Raw genomic sequence first — 18,626 nt, forward strand, 5'->3', positions numbered from 1 at the left:
CCCGGCTGGCAGACTGAGCGGATGGTCACCCTGCTGCTCGATTCGACGCAGCTCGAAGTCGCCCTTTCGGCGACCGAGCGGGCGATGTCATTCCGGCGCCGGAATGTCACGGTCGCGCGCGAGCACATCGTCAAGGTGCAGCTCACCGACGACGCGTGGAACTGGCTCCGCGGGGTGCCGCGTCCGGGCGTCCTGGTGCCCGGAGTCGTCGCGATGGGGTCGTGGGAGTCCGCCGGGGGACCCGATTTCGTCGTCGTCCGGCGCCGCCGGCCATCGGTGGTCGTCGACCTCGAGGGCGACCCCGAATTCCACCGCCTCGTGCTCTCGACCCGTCACGGGCTCGCGCTCGTGCAGGCGCTCCGCCTCGACGTGCGCGACGAACCGGTGGACGTCGTCGACATCGTCGGCGGCTGAGGCCCGCTCAGACGACGTCGCGACGCCACGACAGGATGCCGCCGAGCACCAGCAGCACGGCGGCATACCCGGCGAGGACGAGACCGCCCGCCCACCATTCGAGCGCGTCGGCGGTGCCCCCGCCGAGCGCGTTGAAGACGCTGTCTCCGGCCAGCGCGTCGGACGCGGCTCCCGGCAGGAATCGCACGACCGGGGCGAGACCGTCGACGAGGGCGGCGCCGAGGCGGGCGATCGGCTCGACGAACTGCGTGAACGCGAGGACCCCGACGACGGCGCCGATCTGATTGCGGATGAGAGCGCCGAGGGCGATGCCGACGAGGACCCACAGGACGAGTGCCAGCAGCATCCGGCCGATCGACGCCCACGTGGCGGGCTCGGTCAGCTGCGGGTCGACGCCGAAGACCGCGAACATCGCTGCGCCCGCCCCGACCGTCGACACGACCGCGGCGACGCCGTAGAGAAGACCCATGACGACGCCGGCGAGGACTTTCGCCGCGAGGGCGGCACCGCGCCGCGGCGTGGCGAGGAAGGTCGGGGTCAGCGTCTTGTGCCGGTATTCGCCGGTGACCATCAGCGTGCCGACGATGAGGGGGAAGACGTAGCCGATCGCGGTGGCGGTGCCGTAGACGATGACGGGCAGGCGGTCGCCGAGCCCGCCGGGAAGCGACGCGGCGCCCGCGAGCCCGCTGTCGCTCGCGCCGAACGCCGCCGCGAGCGACCCCGCGGTGCCGCCGACGTAGAGCACGAGGACGATGAGCAGGATCCACCAGACCGACACCGAGAACTGCTTCGCGAGCTCGGAGCGCGTCGCGTTCATCAGAGCGCTCATCGGCTGTCCTCCTCGGGTGCGAAGGCGGGATGCACGCGCACCCCGCTGACGAGATCGAGGAAGACCTCTTCGAAGGCGGGCCCCTTCCGCTGCAGCGCGGTGAGCGGGATGCCGGCCGATGCCGCGATCCGCCCGACGGCGGCGGTGTCGGCGCCGCGGACCGCGAGGCCGGTCCGGCGCTCGTCGGTCGCGTACCCCGCGCCCTCGATCGCGGCGCGCAGCGCATCGCGGTCGTCGGCGTCGACCACGGTGGCGATCTCGTCGGCCGGGACGACGGACTCGATGCCGCCCTCGTAGACGAGACGTCCGTGGGCGATGATGAGGAGCGAATCGACCGACTGCTGCACTTCGGCGAGCAGGTGGGACGACACGAGAACGGTGCGCCCCTCGGCGGCGAGGGCCTGCAAGAACCGGCGGATCCAGCGGATGCCCTCCGGGTCGAGCCCGTTGGTCGGCTCGTCGAGCACGAGCACGCCGGGGTCGCCGAGCAGCGCCGTCGCGAGCCCGAGGCGCTGGCGCATGCCGAGCGAGAACCCGCCCACCTTGCGACCCGCGACGTCGGCCAGGCCGACGAGTCCGAGCGTCTCGTCGATGCGCGTCAGCGGGATGCCGCCGGCGAGCGCCGACACGCGCAGGTGCCCCGCCGCGGAGCGCCCCGGGTGGAAGCTCGAGGACTCGAGCACGGCGCCGACGGTGCGGAGCGGATGGCGCAGGTCGCGGTACCGCTCACCGCCGATGGTGGCGAGACCCGAGGTCGCGCCGACGAGACCCAGGAGGATGCGCAGCGACGTGGTCTTGCCCGCGCCGTTCGGGCCGAGGAAGCCGGTGACGGCGCCGGGCTCGATGCGGGCGGTCAGATCGTCGACGGCGGCGACGGCGCCGAACCGCTTGCTCACGCCGTGGAACTCCAGAACCTCGCCCGTCGCCATCACGCCCCCTTTGTCGCGTCGATGCTCCCCCCATCCTGCCCGAGGCGGCCCGTCGATCGCGAACCCGAGGAGGCTGCCCGGACGCCCCGCCGGTAGCGTGAGCGGGGTGACCGACCTCGAATCGAACGCCGCGGCATCCGGGTCCGCCGTCCAGGTGCGCGTGGACCGCGCGCTCGGGCACCTCACGCTCGACCGGCCGCGCGCCATCAACGCGCTCGACCTCGGGATGCTGCGGATCCTCCGACGCACCCTCGAGGCCTGGGCCGTCCATCCCGGTGTCGACGCCGTGCTCCTCGACGGCTCGGGCGACCGGGGCTTCTGCGCGGGCGGCGACGTGCGCGGGCTCCGCGAGCAGGTGATCGGCGGTCGCATCGGCGACGTCGCGTCGTTCTTCCGCGAGGAGTACGCGGTCGATGCGCTCATCGGGTCGTACCCGAAGCCCGTCGTCGTCTTCGCCGACGGAGTGACGATGGGCGGAGGCATCGGTCTCGCCGGTCACGCCGCCGTGCGCATCGTCACCGAGCGGTCGCGCCTCGCGATGCCCGAGGTGCGCATCGGCTTCACCCCCGACGTCGGCGGCAGCCTGCTTCTCGGGCGTGCGCCGGGACGCGTGGGCGAGTACCTGGCGCTGACCGGCGGAACCATGGATGCGGCCGACGCGATCTACGCGGGATTCGCCGACCACCTCGTTCCCGCCGACAGGCTGGGCGACCTCCGCGAGGCGCTCACGAGCCGCGCCGACCCGCAGACGCCGACCGAGCTGGCGCTGCTGTTCGACGAGACGCCCGAGCCGTCGCGGCTGTCGCTCGCCCGCCCGTGGATCGACGACGCGTTCGCGGGTGAGAGCGTCGACGAGATCGAGGCGCGACTGCGCGCGCGCCCCGAGCCGGAGGCGCAGCGGACCGCCGATGACCTCGCCGCTCTGCCCCCGACCGCGCTGACCGTGACCCTCGCGGCGGTCCGCGCTGCCCGTCAGCTGCCGGATCTGCCGGCCGCCCTCGAGCGGGAGTACGGACTCGTGATGTGGTTCGCGCAGACGCAGCCCGACCTCGCCGAGGGGATCCGCGCCCGCCTCGTGGACAAGGACGATGCCCCGACGTGGAGCCCCGCGTCGAGGGCCGAGCTTGCTGAGCGCCTCGTCGACGAGGCGTTCTCGTTCGAGCCGCGACCGCCGCTGTGGGATCGCCCCGACCCCGACCCCGACCTCGGGCGGGGCTGACGCCTGACAGGCCGGTCATAGCGCGGGGCGGATAGTCTCGGGGTGCTGCATTGCAGCGCGTCGAGGAGGGGTTCGTGTTCGACAGTCCGCTGTCCGCGTCGGCATACGAGGTGATCGGCGTCGCGCCCGACGCGTCCGACGACGACCTGCGCAAGGCGTATCGCCTGCGGCTCCGCGAGACCCACCCCGACACCGGCGGCGATGCCGCGCGGTTCGTCCAGGTGCAGCGTGCGTGGGATCTCGTCTCCACCCCCGAGGCCCGCGCGGCATACGACCGCGGTCACGGGTTCGCCGATGCGCCCTCCTACGCACCCGATGCGCCGACATGGCGACCGCCGCAGCGGACGGCCGACACGCGCCCGCGTGCCCGCTCCTTCGGCCAGCCCGGCGGCTGGCGCCGCGAACGCTACCTCGGACTCATGCGCGAGTGGGTCGGTCGGGGTGCGCCGCTCGAGGACCCGTACGACCCCGCGCTCGTCCGCACCGCCCCGCACGAGATCCGGCATCTCCTCGCCGACGCGCTCGCCGAGGAGGCGACGGCGCGGATCGTCGCCGATCTCGGCATGGGCTACACGGTCTGGCACGACGTCGCAGCCGACCCGCGGGATCCCGAGGCGAAGCTCGACCACATCGTGCTGGGACCGTCGGGGCTGTATGCGATCCTGTCGGAGGACTTCGGCTCGGCCGTGCGCACGCGCCGGGGCGAGCTCATCGGCGAGGGCGTCGACAACCCCGTCGCGATGCTCGCGCAGCGCGCCCGGGCGCTCGGGCGCGCAGCCCGCGTGAAGTTCAGCGGCGCGATCGTCGTGCTCCCCGACGACGACGTCGTGCAGCCCATCGAGGAGCTGGGCCGCGTCCGCGGCATCGCGGTCGCCGTCGCCGGGCGCTCGGCCCTGTCGACGGTCCTCCGCCGCGGTGTCGCCGGCGCCCGCGAGATCGGCGGCAACGAGCTGTTCGATGTCCGCACCCGCCTGCAGCAGACGGTGCGATTCGTCTGAGCCGGTCTGAGCCGGTCTGAGCCGGTCTGAGCCGGTCTGAGCCGGTCTGAGCCGGTCTGAGCCGGTCTGAGCCGGTCTGAGCCGGTCTGAGCCGGTCTGACGCGCGTCAGTCGATGAGGCCCCAGAGCTCGAGCGGGTGGGTCAGGCGCCACCACGCGTCGGGGTCGGGGATGTCGGCCGAGAGCGTCACGGGGGTCGAGGCGCTCGCGAGCGGCCCGGTCAGCGTGAACTCGCCGGCGGTCGCGCCGGCGGTGCGCGCGTCGCCGAGGTCGAGGACCGCGGCGGTCTCCGCGGGCTGGGTGTTCCACAGCGGCACGCGCAGGTCGCCCGCGGTGCGCAGGTCGGCCGAGGCGCCCCACGGCGTGGTCACAGTTCCGGCGACCGTGCCCGCCGGCAGTCCGGGCGTCTCGGCGATCTCGGCGATCGTGCGGTCGAGGACGGCGGCGGCCGTCGCGTGGCGCGCGTCGTCGTCGAGCTGGCCGAGCACGACGGCATAGGCGCGGACGATCGTGCCGTCGATGTCGGCGTCGCGGGCGGCCACGAGGTTGTACTCCCCGAACAGGCTTCCGGTCTTGATGCCGACGACGCCGGGATCGGCCAGCAGCGCGTTGGTGTTCTCGATCGTGCCGACGCCGGGGAGCTCGGCCGTTCGCTGGCGGACGATGTCGGCGATGACCGGGTTCGCGAGGGCCGCGCGGCCGAGGGCGATGAGGGATGCCGGGTCGGCGGCGTTGCCCGGATCGATCCCGCTCGAGTCGGCCACCGTGATCCCGCCGAGCCCGTGCTGCTCCAGCCACGCGTTCGCGGTTCGGGCGTAGACCTCGTCGTTCGGCCAGATCTCCGAGACGAGGCGGTCGGCGTAGTTGTTCGCCGAGGCGATGAGCACGCCCTGCAGCAGCTGGTACTGCGTCAGGGTGCCCCCGACGGGCACATCGAGGGCGGACTGGTCGTCGGCGAGGTAGTCGCGGTACTCGCGTCGGTCCGCGGCGGTGAAGGAGAACTCGGGACCCGCCTCGCCGGCGGCGAGCGGCATCTGATCGAGGACGAGGAGCACGGTGACGAGCTTCGTGATGCTCGCGATGGACGCGGCATCCGTCGTCGTCGCGGCGACGCCGCCCAGACCATCGACCGCGGTCGCCGCCGAGCCGTCGACGGGCCAGGCGGGCGCCGCGGGGGCGGCGATCGGCGCCGTGACGGCGACCGTCGTCGCGACCGGCGGCACCGCCTCGAGCGGCCACATCAGGGTCGCGGCGGCGTACGTGCCCGCCGTCAGTGCCGCCACTGCGAGCAGCGGCACCGTCGTGCTCGCGCGGACCGGGGAGCGGCGCGGGCGGTCGGCGAGCAGATCGGCGTGGGCGAGGGCGTAGGGGCCGGCCGACGCGGCCAGATCGCCGCGCGTGCTCCGGGAACCGACGGCGTCGTCGTCGACCCAGCCGAGGGCGACGGGCCGGCCCGGTTCCGCGGCGAGGTCGGCGATGAGCTCGGCGGCGTCCCGTATCGATCGACGCGTCGCGGGAGGCGCGTCGATCGGGTTCACCCGCCCAACGTACAACCCGGTGCGTGGTTATACTTCATCGAACCCACGGGAGTCCGGTGAGCCGGGCTGAGAGGAAGCGATCCACGCTTCGACCGTCGAACCTGATCCGGATCATGCCGGCGCAGGGAGGAGAGAGACATGCACACTGCTGCGTCTACCCGCACGAGCAACGCACCCGCCGACCACGGTCGCCGTTCCCCCGGCCGATTCCGGTGGCGAGTCGTCGACATCGTCGTCGCCAGCGTCCTCGGCGTCGCATCCGGCCTGATCTTCCTGCTGTGGAACATCGGCTACCTCGGCCCCAAGACGCTGCTCGAGCCGCTGCTCCCGGGGCTGCAGGGGCTGCTCGACGGGCCGTGGCTGTTCGCGGGCGTCCTCGGCGCGCTCGTCATCCGCAAGCCCGGCGCGGCGCTGTACACCGAGACGCTCGCCGCGGTCGTCTCGGCGCTCGTCGGCAACACGTGGGGCGGCTTCCTGACGATCGAAGCCGGTCTCGTGCAGGGTCTGGGCGCCGAGCTGATCTTCCTGCTCTTCTTCTACAAGCGCTTCAGCCTGCCCGTCGCGACGCTCGCCGGCGCCGGCGCCGCACTCGCCGGTGGCATCAACAACCTCGTGCTCTGGTACGCCGGCGCCGATGCCGCCTTCACGGGGGTGTACCTCGTGTCGACGGTCGTCTCGGGCGCCGTCATCGCCGGCGCGCTCTCGTGGGTCCTCGCGCGGGGGCTCGCGGCGACCGGCGCCCTCGACCGGTTCGCGATCGGACGCGAAGCGCGCGCACGTGTCTGACGTATGACGGGCGCCGCTTCCGTCGAGGTCCTCGGTTGGGGCTGGCGCCACGCGTCGCGGCGGGCCTGGGCGGTCCGGGGCGTCGACCTGGCGATCGCCCCCGGTGAGCGGGTGCTGCTGCTCGGGGCCTCCGGTGCCGGCAAGTCGACTCTTCTCCACGGCCTCGCCGGCGTGCTCGGCGGCGACGACGAGGGCGAGTCCGAGGGCGAGCTGCTCGTCGACGGGATGCCGGCGGGCGCCGCGCGCGGTCGCGCCGGCCTCGTGCTGCAGGACCCCGACTCGCAGGTCATCCTGGCGCGCGTGGGCGATGACGTCGCGTTCGGCTGCGAGAACCTCGGCGTGCCGCGCGCGCAGATCTGGCCGCGCGTCGACGCCGCCCTGAGCGCCGTCGGCCTCGACCTCGCGCGTGATCGCCCGACGAAGGAGCTCTCGGGCGGGCAGAAGCAGCGCCTCGCGCTCGCCGGCGCGCTCGCGATGCGCCCCGGGCTGCTGCTGCTCGACGAGCCGACGGCCAACCTCGATCCGGGCGGTGTCACCGAGGTGCGCGACGCCGTGGCGGCCGTGCTGGCCGATCGCGCCGCGACCCTCGTGGTGGTCGAGCACCGCATCGACGTCTGGCTGCCGGTGGTGGACCGGGTCATCGTCCTGGGTGCGGCGGGGTCCGGCGTGCTGGCCGACGGCGACCCGGCGCACGTGCTCGAGGTGCTCGGCCCGCAGCTCGCCGCCGCCGGGGTATGGGTGCCCGGCATCCCGCCGGCCGTGCCGGGTCCGCCCGTCGGTCGCGGGGTCGAGCTCGAGACGGCGCGGGAGCTCGCCGTGCAGCGGGTGGCCGGCCGGCCCGTGGCCAGCGGCATCCGACTCGAGGTGTCGGCCGGCGAGGTCGTCGCCGTGACGGGCCCGAACGGCGCGGGCAAGTCGACGCTCGGGCTGACGATGGCCGGTCTGCTGAAGCCCGCGTCGGGCGAGCTGACCGCCTCGGCCGAGCTGGCGGGCGAGGCCGGGCCCCGCCCGATCTCGTGGACCTCGCGGCAGCTGCTGACGCGTATCGGCACGGTCTTCCAAGACCCGGAGCACCAGTTCCTCGCACGCACGGTGCGGGCCGAGCTCGAGGTCGGCCCCCGGGCCCTCGGGCAGGATGCCGGCGAGATGGCGGCGCGGGTCGATCAGCTGCTCGAACGGCTGCGGCTGGCCGGCCTCGCCGAGGCCAACCCCTACACGCTCTCGGGGGGCGAGAAGCGGCGGCTCACCGTCGCCGCGGCACTGGCCACCGCGCCGCGGATGCTCGTTCTCGACGAGCCGACGTTCGGGCAGGATGCGCGCACCTGGGCCGGGCTCGTGAGCCTCCTCGCCGAACTCCGCGACGCCGGGTCGGCGATCGTGGTCATCACGCACGATCTCGCGCTCGTCGATGCGCTGCACGCTCGTCACGTCCGCCTGGGGGAGTCGGTATGACGCTTCTCGACGCGCGGGCGCGGACGGGGATGGTCGCGCGGATCAATCCGGTGGCGAAGCTCGCCGCCAGCGGACTGATCGCCATCCCCCTCGTCCTCACGCTCGACTGGCTCTCGGCCGGGGTGGCGCTGCTGCTCGAATGCCTGCTGATCCCCTTCGCCGGCCTGCGGTGGCGCGAGTTCTGGGTCCGTACCTGGCCGGTGTGGCTCGCCGCGCCCCTGACGGCGCTGACGATCGCGCTGTACGGCGAGGCGTCGGGTGAGATCTACGTCGAGTGGTTCCTCGTGCGGGTGAGCGAGGGGTCGCTCGTGCTGGCGCTCGCGACCCTCGTGAGAGTGCTCGCGATCGCCCTGCCGTCGGTGGTGCTGTTCGTCACCGTCGACCCGACCGACCTCGCCGACGGGCTCGCTCAGGTCGTCCGGCTTCCCGCGCGGTTCGTGCTCGGTGCGCTGGCGGGCCTCCGCATGATCGGGCTCTTCCTGGACGACTGGCGCGCGCTCGAGCTCGCCCGCCGGGCGCGGGGAGTGGCGGATCGCGGTCGGATCCGGCGCTTCCTGGGCATGGCGTTCGCGCTGCTCGTGCTCTCCATCCGACGGGGGTCGAAGCTCGCGACGGCGATGGAGGCGCGCGGTTTCGGAGCACCCGGACGGCGGACCTGGGCGCGTGAGTCGCCCTTCGGCGGACGCGAATGGCTGCTGCTCGCGATCGGCGCGCTGATCGCGGCGATCGCCGTCGGTGCGGCCGTCTGGGCCGGAACCTGGAACTTCATCCTCGGTCCGTCCTGAGCCGGCGGTTCAGAGGTCGTAGGCGAAGCAGACCGAGCGCGGCATGGTCTCGACGTACGGCTCGTACACCGGGATGCGGGTGAACCCCATCGAGGCGTAGAGCTGCATCGACTCGGGCTGCTGCAGCCCGGTCTGCAGGATGACGCGCGACGCGTCGCCGTCGCGAGCGATCGCGAGGGCAGCGGCGACGAGTCCGCGCGCGATGCCGCGCCCGCGGAAGGGCGCCGCGACGACGAGGCGCTTGATCTCCCACTCGTCGTCGAGTCGGCGCAGCACGACGTGCCCCGCCGGCTCGTCGGCGTCCGTCACGGCGATGAGCGTCGCGATGATCTGGTCCGGATGCAGCGCGAGCGCTCGGGCCCGGGCGATGCGCCGCTCCTCGGGCTCCTCCCCGTGAAAACCGTCGTAGCGGGCGCCGAGGTCCTCGTCGAGCTGCCGCCGGAGCTCGAGGGCGCGGGGGTCGTCGGAGGGGACGCCGATGATGCGCCACGGCTGATCATGCACCGACCGAGCCTAGCCGTGAGCATCCCCGGAGGGATCAGAGCCGGTCCACGAGGCGCCGGGGCGCCGAGCGGCGGAAGGACGCGTCGAGGAGTTCGGCGAGCTCGCCCGGTGCGGTGTCGGCGACGTCGATGCCGAGCCAGCCGCGTGGACCGAGGTATGCGGGCATCCAGAACCTCTCGTCCTGGCGCATCGCCGGCTCGTCGTCGTGATCCGGGAGGATCAGCACCGAAGCCGGATGCTGCACGTGGTCGCCGGGGCCGCGACGCTCCCCGCCGCCGTAATAGGCGAAGACCTTCGTCGTAAAGAACGTCGGCCGCCCGTGCGCGATCTTCTCCGCCGCCTCGGGCAGCGCGAGCGCCGCCGCGCGGACGATTGCCAGGAGGGGATCGTCGTCGTCGAACATCCGGGGGTGCGCGGCCATGCGCCCATCATGTCGCGTTCGACCGCGCGCGGTGACGGTCGAACGGCACAGGCGGGACGTCTGCGTGTCGGTCGAGACGCGGAGGCGGTGGGCGGTGTCAGAACGGCGGTGGGTGTTCGGGCGGGGGCCGTTCGGCGACGAACTCGGGTGAAAAGCACACCGAGGGGACGGGGAGGTCTTCTCGGTAGACCCGGCCTGTCGGGGAAGTCCATTGGATCACCCCGCCGCCGAGTTGGAGGACGAGTCAGTCGGTGAACTGCTTCATCGAATGATGCCGCTGACACAGGCTGCACAGGTTCGATTCGCACGTCGGCCCGCCGAGGCGTGGTCGATCGTGTGGTCGAGTTCGCAGCGGATCGCGGGCAGGTGGCATCCCGGCCACCGGCAATGTCGATCCCGCGCCTGAAGCATCCTCCGCAATGCAGCCGGTGGCCGGTACTGATCGACACGCGTCACCGTCTTGGTCGTCGCATCCAGATACACGCGGTCCCAGAGGGTGGCATCCCCGGCGAGCGTCCTGGCGGTGTCCGCGTCGATCAGTCCGACGCCGACGAGTTCGGCGGCGCGGTCGTTGTTGCCCGAGAGGGTGTCGGCGGTGACGACAAGCTGCACCCGAGCGCGGATCGCGCCGAGCGAGGTCTTCCCGTCCACGCCGTGGGTGGGGTCGACGGCGGGTCCGCCGGTGAGGCCGAGGTCGCACAGGACGTCCGCTCGGACCTGCTGGCGGGTGCGCGTGTCGGGCTCGTGCTCCTCACCTGCAGCACGGGCATCCGCGGCTGCTTCCCTCGCGGCGTCGATCGTCGACACCGCCATCTGGTTGAGCCGGTCATCGATCGCGACCAGCAGCGTCGTCGCACCTCGCAGGGTGAGCTCCGACATCCCGTCACCCAGGTCACGCAGGTACACACCCCGGTCCGCGACGGCCGCTTTGTGGCGCTCCGCGAACGTGCGGGCGGTGAAGTGCTGCGCCAACGACTCCAAAGCGCCGTGAACCCGCGCGGGCACATCCCGCTCAGCCACCGCGATCGCGGCTTCCTGCCACTCGTCGTGGTTCTCCTCCGGGATGTTCCGCCCGAGCTTCACGATGTCGTCGACGTGCCGCGTCGTCAGCCGGCCATGTTCCCACGCGGTGAGCACGAGCGAGTTCCCGTCGACGATCTCCAGCGCACGCCCGATCTCGTTCTGCACCCGCCGATCCCCGCACCGCGCGATCGCGGCGAACTCCGCCGCGACCGCCCGCAGCTGCATGTCGGTCTCACGACCCAGCAGGCCGTTCCGCCGCGACATCGAGAGAGCCTCACGGCCGAGCACGGCGAGCTTGCGCAACCGGGCGATATCGGCAGCATCCTGAGCCCGAACCACATCGAGCACACCGTCGAGCTCGGCGCGGATGCGCGCCCACGACTCCTCGTCGCTGCTCGATCGGTTCGTGCCCATTTCTTACATCATGCCATACAACACCGACATGAGTCTAGAACATAGCTACGACTCGTGGAGAATTCGATCCGTGCCTCGCCTGTGCAGGCGCCCATGCGCGGGACGTGCCTGCGATCGCGAATCCCCTCAGGTCGCGTTCCATAGCTCCCGGTAATAGGACATCCGGGCGGGATCGGGGGGCACCCCGTACGCCTCGACGAGAAAGTCCTCCCACCCGGGGCCGTAGTTCCATCCCGTGGACATCGCGGCCACCGCGATGTCGGCCCACCGGTCGGCGACCCCGAGGGCGCCGAGGTCGACGTGGGCCACCCACCGGCCGTCCGAGCCGATGAGGGTGTTCGGACAGCAGGCATCGCCGTGACACACGACAGCCCGGTCCACGGGCGGCGGCGTGCGGAGCGTCCGGGGAACGTCGATGCCGCGGGCCGCGGCGTTCACGAGGCGTGCGGCGACGCTCCAGTCGTAGGGGCAGTCCGCGACGGGCAGGGCGTCGTGCAGCTTCCGCAGTCCCGCCCCGACCGCCCGCACCGCCGTCGCCGGGTCCGCGAGCCAGCGCGGGTCCACGGCCGAGTGCCCGGGGAGCGCGCGGGTGACGAGCCACTCGACGTCGTCGCGTTCCCCGGCATCCATCACCTCGGGTACCGGAGTGAACCTCCGGGCCCACCGCATCCGCTCCGCTTCGGCCGTCATCGACGTCTCGAGATTGCGCGGTCCCGCCTTCACGACTCGGCCGTCGTCGGTCGCGAAGGTGGCACCCCCGATCTCGTTGCGCCACAGCGGCGTGAGGGCGGCGGTGCCCGCGAGCCGTCGCACCTGAGCGTCGACGTCGGCCCGCATCGGCGCGTCGAGGTCCGGCGGCGGCAGGGGCATCAGGCCATCCTGCCGGGTGCGCGGGCGAAATGTGCGAGGGTGGGAAGCGAGTTCGAAGGAGAACGATGAGCGACACGATCCTGCTGCGCCGCGACGGCGCCCTGGCCCGGATCACCCTCAATCGGCCTGCATCGCTGAACGCGGTGGACACCGAGATGGCGGCGCGCTGGCGAGATGTCGCTGCCGAGGTCGCGTCCGACGCGAGCGTCGGAGCGGTCATCCTGGACGCCGCGGGGCGCGCCTTCTGCGCCGGCGGCGACGTCTTGTCGATGTCGACCTCGGGCCTCGGCGGCGCCGAGGTGACCGACACCGCCCGCATCATCAACGACGGCATCGTCTCGCTGACCTCCAGCGCCGTCCCGATCGTCGCCGTCGTCCAGGGCGCGGTGGCCGGCGGTGGCCTCGGCATCATGCTCGTCGCGGACTACATCGTCGCCGCGCCGACGGCCGCCTTCGTCAGCAAGTACGCGAACATCGGGCTGACACCCGACCTCGGCGTCTCGACGCTGCTGCCGGCGGCGATCGGCCAGCGGCGCGCCCTGCAGCTGCTGCTCACCGACACCACGATCGATGCCGAGACCGCCCGATCCTGGGGTCTCGTCGCCGAGGTCGACGCCGACCCGGCGGGGCGCGCCGAGGCGATCGCGCAGTCGTGGCTCACCGGGGCTACCGGGGCGTTCGGTCAGGCCAAGCGCCTCGTCCGCGGCGGATCCGACCGCCCGTTCCACGACAGCCTCGACGACGAGGCGCGGACGATCGGCGGCCGGTTCGACACCGACGAGGCCCGCACCCGCATCGAGGCGTTCGCCGCGGCATCCGCCCGCCGCACCCGACCCGAGGAGACAGCATGACCGACCGGCGCCCGCTCGAGGGCAAGACGATCCTGATGTCGGGCGGCAGTCGCGGCATCGGCCTCGCGATCGCCATGCGCGCCGCCCGCGACGGCGCCAACATCGCCCTCCTCGCGAAGACCGATCAGCCGCATCCGAAGCTCGAGGGCACTGTCCACACGGCTGCCGCGCAGATCGAGGGGGCCGGCGGGCGGGCTCTGCCGATCGTGGGCGACGTCCGCGACGAGGACTCCATCACCGAGGCCGTGCTCATGGCGAACGGCGAGTTCGGCGGCATCGACATCGTGGTCAACAACGCCTCCGCGATCGACCTGTCGGGCACCCTCGATCTCGCGACCAAGCGATTCGACCTCATGCAGGCGGTGAACGTGCGCGGCACGTTCCTGCTCTCGCGGGCGGCGCTGCCGATGCTGCGCGAGAGCGCGAACCCGCACATCCTCTCGCTCTCGCCACCGCTCAACCTCTCGCCGAAGTGGCTCGGTGCCCACACCGGCTACACCCTCGCGAAGTACGGCATGACGATGGCGACGCTCGGCATCGCCGCGGAGTTCGCCCAGGACGGTATCGCGGCGAACACCCTGTGGCCGCGGACCACGATCGCGACGGCGGCCGTACAGTACTCGCTCGGCGGCGACCGGATGATGGCCGTCAGTCGCACGCCGGAGATCTACGCCGACGCGGCCTACGAGGTGCTCGTGCAGCCGGCTCGGTCGTACACCGGGCAGACGCTCATCGTCGAGGATGTGCTGGCGGAGGCCGGCATCACCGACCTGTCTGAGTACGCCGCCGTGCCCGGCACCCCCGACACCGAGCTCTTCCCGGACGTCTTCCTGGATTGATCGGCCGGTCGCGGCTGATCAGCCGATCGGGACGGACCCGTCAGAGCTGCTTGCGGAGGAAGACCTGGAACGTGCCGTCGTCGTGCGGCACCCGTTCGGACTCGGCGTAGCCCTCGCGCTCGTACAGGCGGAGGTTCGCCTCGCTGAGTGATCCGGTGAACAGTTCCGCGATGCTCGCGCCGGCGTCGCGGCCGCGGTCCTCGACCGCCGACAGCAGCGCGGTGCCGAGCCCTGCTCCCTGCTGGTCGGGGGCGATGGCGATGCGGCCGATGAGCAGCACGTCGCCGTCGGCGCGCGCCCGCACCGCGCCGACGATGCGGCCGGCGTCGACGGCGACGCAGCCGAGGTTCTCTTCGAGCTCGGCGCGCAGCTCGTCGAGGCTCTGGGTCAGCGGGGGCATGTCGGGAGAGCCGTAGATGAGGGCCTCGCTCACGAACGCGGCACGCTGCAGCGTGAGCACCTCGCCGGCGTCGTCGGGCCCGATCGGGCGGATGTCGGCCGTCACGCGGCCGTTCCTTCGGCCGTGCCGTCGACCGTGCCGTCGATCAGGCCGTGGCGCACGAAGGCGTTCCAGATGCCGTCGTCGAGCACCCCGGTGGTGACCTCGCCCGCCAGCTCCTGGAGCACGGGATCGGCCTCGCCCATCGCGATCGGAGTGCCGACGACCTCGAACATCTCGACGTCGTTCCAGCTGTCGCCGATGCCCACGGCCTCGTCGGCGGTGCGCCCGAGGTGCTCGAGGATCGCCACGATGCCGGTGCCCTTGTTGGTGCCGCGCATGCCGATCTCGCCGTTGGAGCCCTCCGGCAACGGCATGCTGCCGGGGATCACGTGGAACCGCTCGCCGAGATCGCGCTGGGCGCGCTCGACGGTGTCGGGATGCGGGCTGACGAAAACCGCCTTCGCGATGCGGTCGAGGTCCGCCTCCTCGACCGGGGCGAAGTGCGGTCCGTCGCTCGGGGCGTCGTCCTCGGCCGTGCCGATGGTGGCGACGTCCTCGGCGTGTCGGCGCCGACGCTCCTCGATGAACTCCGCGATGTAGGCGCGCACCCCGGCGCTCGCGTAGACCCCGTGGTGGGACTGGACGAAGTAGCGGATGCCGTGCTCGTCGAAGTACCGCATGACCTGCTCGACCGCGGCCCGGGGCATCGTCTCGGCGAGCACCGTCTCGTCGCCGGCGACAGCGAGGGCTCCGCCGTTGGAGATGGCCCCGTCGAAGCCGATGTCGAGCACGCGGGCGTTGATGTCGCCGGCGGCACGCCCCGTGCAGAGGTACACCAGGTGCCCGTTCGCACGGGCGGCGCGGATGGCGGCGACCGTGGACGGGGCGATGGCGTCGCCGTGCGCGAGGATGGTGCCGTCGACGTCGAGGAAGATGATGCGAGATTCCGACGTCACCCCTCCAGCGTAATGCGCCGGCTCTAGAGTGAGCCCGTGCCCGATGTCCGCGACGCGCTCGCCGTCCGACCGCTCGTCCTCGACGGGGGGCTCGGCACGTGGCTCGAGGATGCCGGCCACGACCTGACGGGGGACCTGTGGTCGGCGCGGGTCCTCGCCGAGGAACCCCACGTGATGCGCGCGGCACACGCGAGCTTCGCCCGAGCCGGAGCCGACATCCTGACCACCGGGTCGTACCAGATCGGCTTCGACAACCTGGCGACCGCCGGGTTCGATCGCGGCGAGATCGAGCACCTGCTCGCGCTCTCGGTGCGCGTCGCCCGCGACGGTGCGGCCGATGCCGGCCGGAGCGCGTGGGTCGCGGCATCCGTCGGTCCATACGGGGCGACGCGGGCCGACGGCAGCGAGTACACCGGCGACTACGGGCTGGGGGTGGCCGAGCTCGCGCGCTGGCACCGCCGCCGGCTGGAGGTGCTCGCCGCAGCCGCGCCCGACCTGCTCGCGGTCGAGACGATCGCCTCGCCCGTCGAGGCCGAGGCGGTCGCCCGCGCGGTCGAGGGCGTCGGCATCCCGTCGTGGATCGCCCTGTCGGCGGCGAGCACCGCCTTCACCGAGACCTCGCTGCGCGACACGCTCGTCGCGGTCTCGCGCACGCCGGGCGTGATCGCGGTCGGCGTGAACTGCTGCCCGCCCGAGGCCGTCGCCCCGGCGCTCGCCGATCGTGCGGCGGCGCCCTTCGTCGTCTATCCCAACAGCGGCGAGAGGTGGGACGCCGCGGCGCGCGGGTGGACGGGCGAGCGGGGTCTTCCGCTCGCCGACGTCGATGCCTGGCTCGCGGCCGGTGCGCGGATCGTCGGCGGATGCTGCCGCACGACGCCCCACGACATCGCGACGCTCCGCGCGCGCATCGCCTGACGCCGTCGCCCGGCCCGGGGCCGGCTCAGATCAGGCGGTGGCGAACGAATGCGTTTCGGATGCCGTCGTCGTCGATCGCGGTCGTGACCTCGTCGGCGAGGGCCTGGACCTCGGGGGAGGCGTTGCCCATCGCGATCGCGGTGCCGCAGACCTCGAACATCTCGACGTCGTTCCAGTTGTCGCCGATGCCGATCGCGTCGGCGGGATCGACACCGAGGTGGGCGAGCACCTCGAGGATCGCCGCGCCCTTGTTGACCCCGCGCGGCGCGATCTCGCCCGAGCTCCCGTCGGGGAGCGGAATGGTGCCCGAGACGACCGCGAAGTCGGGGGCGAGATCGGCGAGCAGATCGGCGACGGTGCCGGCGTCGTGCCCGAGGATCACGGCTTTGGCGACCTCGGCGTCGGAGAAGTGGATCTCGTCGTCGAAGGTCTTCATACCGATGCTGAAGAACTCGAGCTCGTCGGGATCGACGCCCGCGGCACGGGCGCGCTCGGCGTGCAGCACGCGGTCGCGCTCGAGGCGGTCGGCGAGGAGCGTCGGCAGCCCGGGACTCGCGAACAGGCGGTCGTAGGACTGGAAGTACCAGTGGATGCCGCGGGCGTCGAACTCCGCCGAGAGTCGGGCGATCTCGGCCGCCGACATGAGCCGCGACACGACCAGCTCGTCGCCGATGCCCGCGAACGCGCCGCCGTTCGTCACCGCGCCGTCGAAGCCGATGTCGAGGATCGGCCCGCGTAGCTCGGCCATCCCGCGGCCGGTGCTGAGGAGGACGAGGTGGCCGTTCTGGCGGGCGCGGCGCACCGCGGCGACAGCCGACTCTGGCAGGTGGGTGCCGTTCTGGAGCAGCGTCCCGTCGACGTCGAGGAAGACGGCGCGGCGACGGGCGGGGGACTCGGTCATGGTTTCCTCGGGGTGGCGAACGGGCCCGGCCCCGAGTCGACGATCGAGTCGGGGCCGGGCAGGAGCGGGGACGACGTCAGCGGGTGAGGGAGGCGCCGTTCGTGCGGATGACCTCGGCGTACCAGTTGAACGACTTCTTCTTGTAGCGCTCGAGCGAGCCCGAGCCGTCGTCGTTCCGGTCGACGTAGATGAAGCCGTAGCGCTTGCTCAGCTGCGCGGTCGAGGCCGACACGAGGTCGATGCAGCCCCACGTCGTGTACCCCATGAGGTCGACACCGTCGGCGACGGCCTCGCCGACCGCCTCGAGGTGGGCCTGCAGGTACGCGATGCGGTAGTCGTCGACGACGGTCTTCGCGCCGTCGACCTCGACGAGCTGATCCTTCGCGCCCAGACCGTTCTCGACGATGAACAGCGGCTTCTGCCAGCGGTCCCAGAACTGGTTCAGGACGAGACGAAGGCCCACCGGGTCGATCTGCCAGCCCCACTCCGATTCCTTGAGCGTCGGGTTCTTGACCCCGCCGAAGAGGTTGCCCTCTCCCATGACGCGCTTCGATTCGTCGGTCGTCTCGCAGATCGAGGAGTAGTAGCTGAATGACACGAAGTCGACGGTGTTCTCCTTCAGGAGCGTCCGGTCCTCGTCGGTGATCTGCAGCTCGACGCCCTGCTCGCGGAGGCTCCGCAGGTAGTAGCCGGGGTACTCGCCGCGCACGTGGATGTCGCCGAAGGCGAGGTTGACGCGCTCGGTGGTGAGTGCGGCGAACACGTCGTCGGGGTTCGGGGTGAGCGGGTACACCGGCATCGACAGCACCATGCAGCCGATCTGCGCATCCGGTGCGAGCTCGCGGGCCACCTGGGTCGCCAGGGCGGACGCCACGAGCTCGTGGTGGATCGCCTGGTACAGGTCGGTGGGCGAGAGCTGGTCCTTGGGGGTGTTGATGCCGCCCGACATGAACGGCGCGTGGACGATCGAGTTGATCTCGTTGAAGGTCAGCCAGTACTTCACACGGGCGCCGTAGCGCGAGAAGAGCGTCCGCACGTAGCGCTCGTAGAACCCGATCATGTCGCGGTTCACCCAGCCGTCGTAGGTCTCGGCGAGGTGCAGCGGGGTCTCGTAGTGCGAGATCGTGACGAGCGGCTCGATGCCGTGACGCTCGAGCTCGTCGAGGACGCGGTCGTAGAAGGCGAGCCCGGCCTCGTTGGGCTCGGTCTCGTCGCCCTTCGGAAAGATCCGGCTCCACGCGATCGAGAATCGGTAGGTCTTGAAGCCCATCTCGGCGAAGAGCGCGATGTCCTCGGCGTACCGGTGGTAGAAGTCGATGCCGACCTGCTTCAGGTTGTCGTCGGTCGGGCCCTCGCTGCGCGGGGTCATGATGCCCTGCGGCATCACGTCCTGGATCGACAGTCCTTTGCCGTCTTCGAGGTACGCGCCCTCGAGCTGATTGGCGGCGGTCGCGCCGCCCCAGAGGAAGCCGTCGGGGAACACGGTGGTGCTCATATCTCTCTCGTTTCGTATGGGTTCGGTTTCGAGTGATGGGACCGGG

20 protein-coding genes and 1 riboswitch are annotated in these 18,626 nt (G+C 72.1%); of the genes, 9 read left to right on the top strand and 11 right to left on the bottom strand.

Features of this window, described 5'->3' with window-relative positions; genetic code table 11:
- The first annotated feature begins 21 nt into the window (after positions 1–21).
- Positions 22–414, top strand: coding sequence for a hypothetical protein (locus F6B42_RS03260; RefSeq protein ID WP_150418144.1), 393 nt, complete (start codon positions 22–24; stop codon positions 412–414).
- Positions 415–421: 7 nt separating this feature from the next.
- Here the strand turns inward: F6B42_RS03260 and F6B42_RS03265 are convergent, their stop codons facing one another.
- Both F6B42_RS03265 and F6B42_RS03270 read right to left on the bottom strand, forming a co-directional pair.
- A complete protein-coding gene (locus F6B42_RS03265) occupies positions 422–1,243 on the bottom strand; it encodes an ABC transporter permease subunit (protein ID WP_150418145.1) in 822 nt (273 codons plus the stop codon).
- The gene (locus tag F6B42_RS03270) at positions 1,240–2,172 is read right to left on the bottom strand and encodes an ATP-binding cassette domain-containing protein (protein ID WP_150418146.1); all 933 of its coding nucleotides are present in this window, start codon (positions 2,170–2,172) and stop codon (positions 1,240–1,242) included. Before F6B42_RS03270 ends, F6B42_RS03265 begins: the two co-directional genes overlap by 4 nt.
- 106 nt (positions 2,173–2,278) lie before the next feature.
- On the opposite strand from F6B42_RS03270, the gene F6B42_RS03275 reads away from it, so the two are divergent.
- A complete protein-coding gene (locus tag F6B42_RS03275; protein ID WP_223878307.1) occupies positions 2,279–3,391 on the top strand; it encodes an enoyl-CoA hydratase/isomerase family protein in 1,113 nt (370 codons plus the stop codon).
- A 74-nt stretch (positions 3,392–3,465) separates the two neighbouring features.
- Positions 3,466–4,389 carry a J domain-containing protein gene (locus F6B42_RS03280; RefSeq protein ID WP_150418148.1) on the top strand — a complete coding sequence of 308 codons (924 nt, stop codon included), beginning with the start codon at positions 3,466–3,468 and terminating at the stop codon, positions 4,387–4,389.
- 106 nt (positions 4,390–4,495) lie between these two features.
- On the opposite strand, the gene F6B42_RS03285 is transcribed toward F6B42_RS03280, so the two are convergent.
- Positions 4,496–5,926, bottom strand: a complete 1,431-nt coding sequence (locus tag F6B42_RS03285; RefSeq protein ID WP_223878308.1) for a D-alanyl-D-alanine carboxypeptidase family protein — start codon at positions 5,924–5,926, stop codon at positions 4,496–4,498.
- 35 nt (positions 5,927–5,961) lie between these two features.
- Positions 5,962–6,071, top strand: a riboswitch (TPP riboswitch).
- Here F6B42_RS03285 and F6B42_RS03290 point away from each other — a divergent pair.
- From F6B42_RS03290 to F6B42_RS03300, 3 genes are all read left to right on the top strand, one after another.
- Positions 6,065–6,712 carry an ECF transporter S component gene (locus F6B42_RS03290; RefSeq protein WP_150418150.1) on the top strand — a complete coding sequence of 216 codons (648 nt, stop codon included), beginning with the start codon at positions 6,065–6,067 and terminating at the stop codon, positions 6,710–6,712. It overlaps the preceding riboswitch by 7 nt.
- A gap of 3 nt (positions 6,713–6,715) precedes the next feature.
- The gene (locus F6B42_RS03295; RefSeq protein WP_150418151.1) at positions 6,716–8,164 is read left to right on the top strand and encodes an ABC transporter ATP-binding protein; all 1,449 of its coding nucleotides are present in this window, start codon (positions 6,716–6,718) and stop codon (positions 8,162–8,164) included.
- Positions 8,161–8,949 carry an energy-coupling factor transporter transmembrane component T family protein gene (locus F6B42_RS03300; protein WP_150418152.1) on the top strand — a complete coding sequence of 263 codons (789 nt, stop codon included), beginning with the start codon at positions 8,161–8,163 and terminating at the stop codon, positions 8,947–8,949. The genes F6B42_RS03295 and F6B42_RS03300 overlap by 4 nt, the downstream gene beginning before the upstream one ends.
- A gap of 9 nt (positions 8,950–8,958) precedes the next feature.
- Here the strand turns inward: F6B42_RS03300 and F6B42_RS03305 are convergent, their stop codons facing one another.
- The 4 genes from F6B42_RS03305 to F6B42_RS03320 all read right to left on the bottom strand — a co-directional run bounded on the left by F6B42_RS03305 (position 8,959) and on the right by F6B42_RS03320 (position 12,181).
- Positions 8,959–9,453 carry a GNAT family N-acetyltransferase gene (locus F6B42_RS03305; RefSeq protein WP_150418153.1) on the bottom strand — a complete coding sequence of 165 codons (495 nt, stop codon included), beginning with the start codon at positions 9,451–9,453 and terminating at the stop codon, positions 8,959–8,961.
- A gap of 34 nt (positions 9,454–9,487) precedes the next feature.
- On the bottom strand, positions 9,488–9,874 hold the full coding sequence (locus F6B42_RS03310) for an MmcQ/YjbR family DNA-binding protein (protein ID WP_223878309.1): 387 nt from the start codon (positions 9,872–9,874) through the stop codon (positions 9,488–9,490).
- A 261-nt stretch (positions 9,875–10,135) separates the two neighbouring features.
- Positions 10,136–11,311 (bottom strand): 13E12 repeat family protein, encoded by a 1,176-nt coding sequence (locus F6B42_RS03315; protein WP_223878310.1) that lies wholly within the window; start codon positions 11,309–11,311, stop codon positions 10,136–10,138.
- 126 nt (positions 11,312–11,437) lie between these two features.
- A complete protein-coding gene (locus F6B42_RS03320; RefSeq protein WP_150418154.1) occupies positions 11,438–12,181 on the bottom strand; it encodes an aminoglycoside 3'-phosphotransferase in 744 nt (247 codons plus the stop codon).
- A 65-nt stretch (positions 12,182–12,246) separates the two neighbouring features.
- Here F6B42_RS03320 and F6B42_RS03325 point away from each other — a divergent pair, with 65 nt between their 5' ends.
- Positions 12,247–13,032, top strand: a complete 786-nt coding sequence (locus tag F6B42_RS03325; RefSeq protein ID WP_150418155.1) for an enoyl-CoA hydratase/isomerase family protein — start codon at positions 12,247–12,249, stop codon at positions 13,030–13,032.
- On the top strand, positions 13,029–13,871 hold the full coding sequence (locus F6B42_RS03330) for an SDR family oxidoreductase (protein WP_150418156.1): 843 nt from the start codon (positions 13,029–13,031) through the stop codon (positions 13,869–13,871). Before F6B42_RS03325 ends, F6B42_RS03330 begins: the two co-directional genes overlap by 4 nt.
- 40 nt (positions 13,872–13,911) lie before the next feature.
- Here F6B42_RS03330 and F6B42_RS03335 read toward each other — a convergent pair whose 3' ends face one another.
- Positions 13,912–14,376 carry a GNAT family N-acetyltransferase gene (locus F6B42_RS03335; RefSeq protein WP_150418157.1) on the bottom strand — a complete coding sequence of 155 codons (465 nt, stop codon included), beginning with the start codon at positions 14,374–14,376 and terminating at the stop codon, positions 13,912–13,914.
- A complete protein-coding gene (locus F6B42_RS03340) occupies positions 14,373–15,269 on the bottom strand; it encodes a Cof-type HAD-IIB family hydrolase (protein WP_150418158.1) in 897 nt (298 codons plus the stop codon). The genes F6B42_RS03335 and F6B42_RS03340 overlap by 4 nt, the downstream gene beginning before the upstream one ends.
- 36 nt (positions 15,270–15,305) lie before the next feature.
- On the opposite strand from F6B42_RS03340, the gene mmuM reads away from it, so the two are divergent.
- The gene (mmuM, locus tag F6B42_RS03345; RefSeq protein ID WP_150418159.1) at positions 15,306–16,184 is read left to right on the top strand and encodes a homocysteine S-methyltransferase; all 879 of its coding nucleotides are present in this window, start codon (positions 15,306–15,308) and stop codon (positions 16,182–16,184) included.
- A 25-nt stretch (positions 16,185–16,209) separates the two neighbouring features.
- Here mmuM and F6B42_RS03350 read toward each other — a convergent pair whose 3' ends face one another.
- Both F6B42_RS03350 and F6B42_RS03355 read right to left on the bottom strand, forming a co-directional pair.
- Positions 16,210–17,085, bottom strand: a complete 876-nt coding sequence (locus F6B42_RS03350; protein WP_150418160.1) for an HAD family hydrolase — start codon at positions 17,083–17,085, stop codon at positions 16,210–16,212.
- A gap of 76 nt (positions 17,086–17,161) precedes the next feature.
- A complete protein-coding gene (locus F6B42_RS03355) occupies positions 17,162–18,580 on the bottom strand; it encodes a glycoside hydrolase family 1 protein (RefSeq protein WP_150418161.1) in 1,419 nt (472 codons plus the stop codon).
- Between the last annotated feature and the right edge of the window lie 46 nt (positions 18,581–18,626).

The sequence above is a fragment of the Microbacterium radiodurans genome, from assembly GCF_008710705.1.
In the GTDB taxonomy this organism is placed as follows: domain Bacteria; phylum Actinomycetota; class Actinomycetes; order Actinomycetales; family Microbacteriaceae; genus Microbacterium; species Microbacterium radiodurans.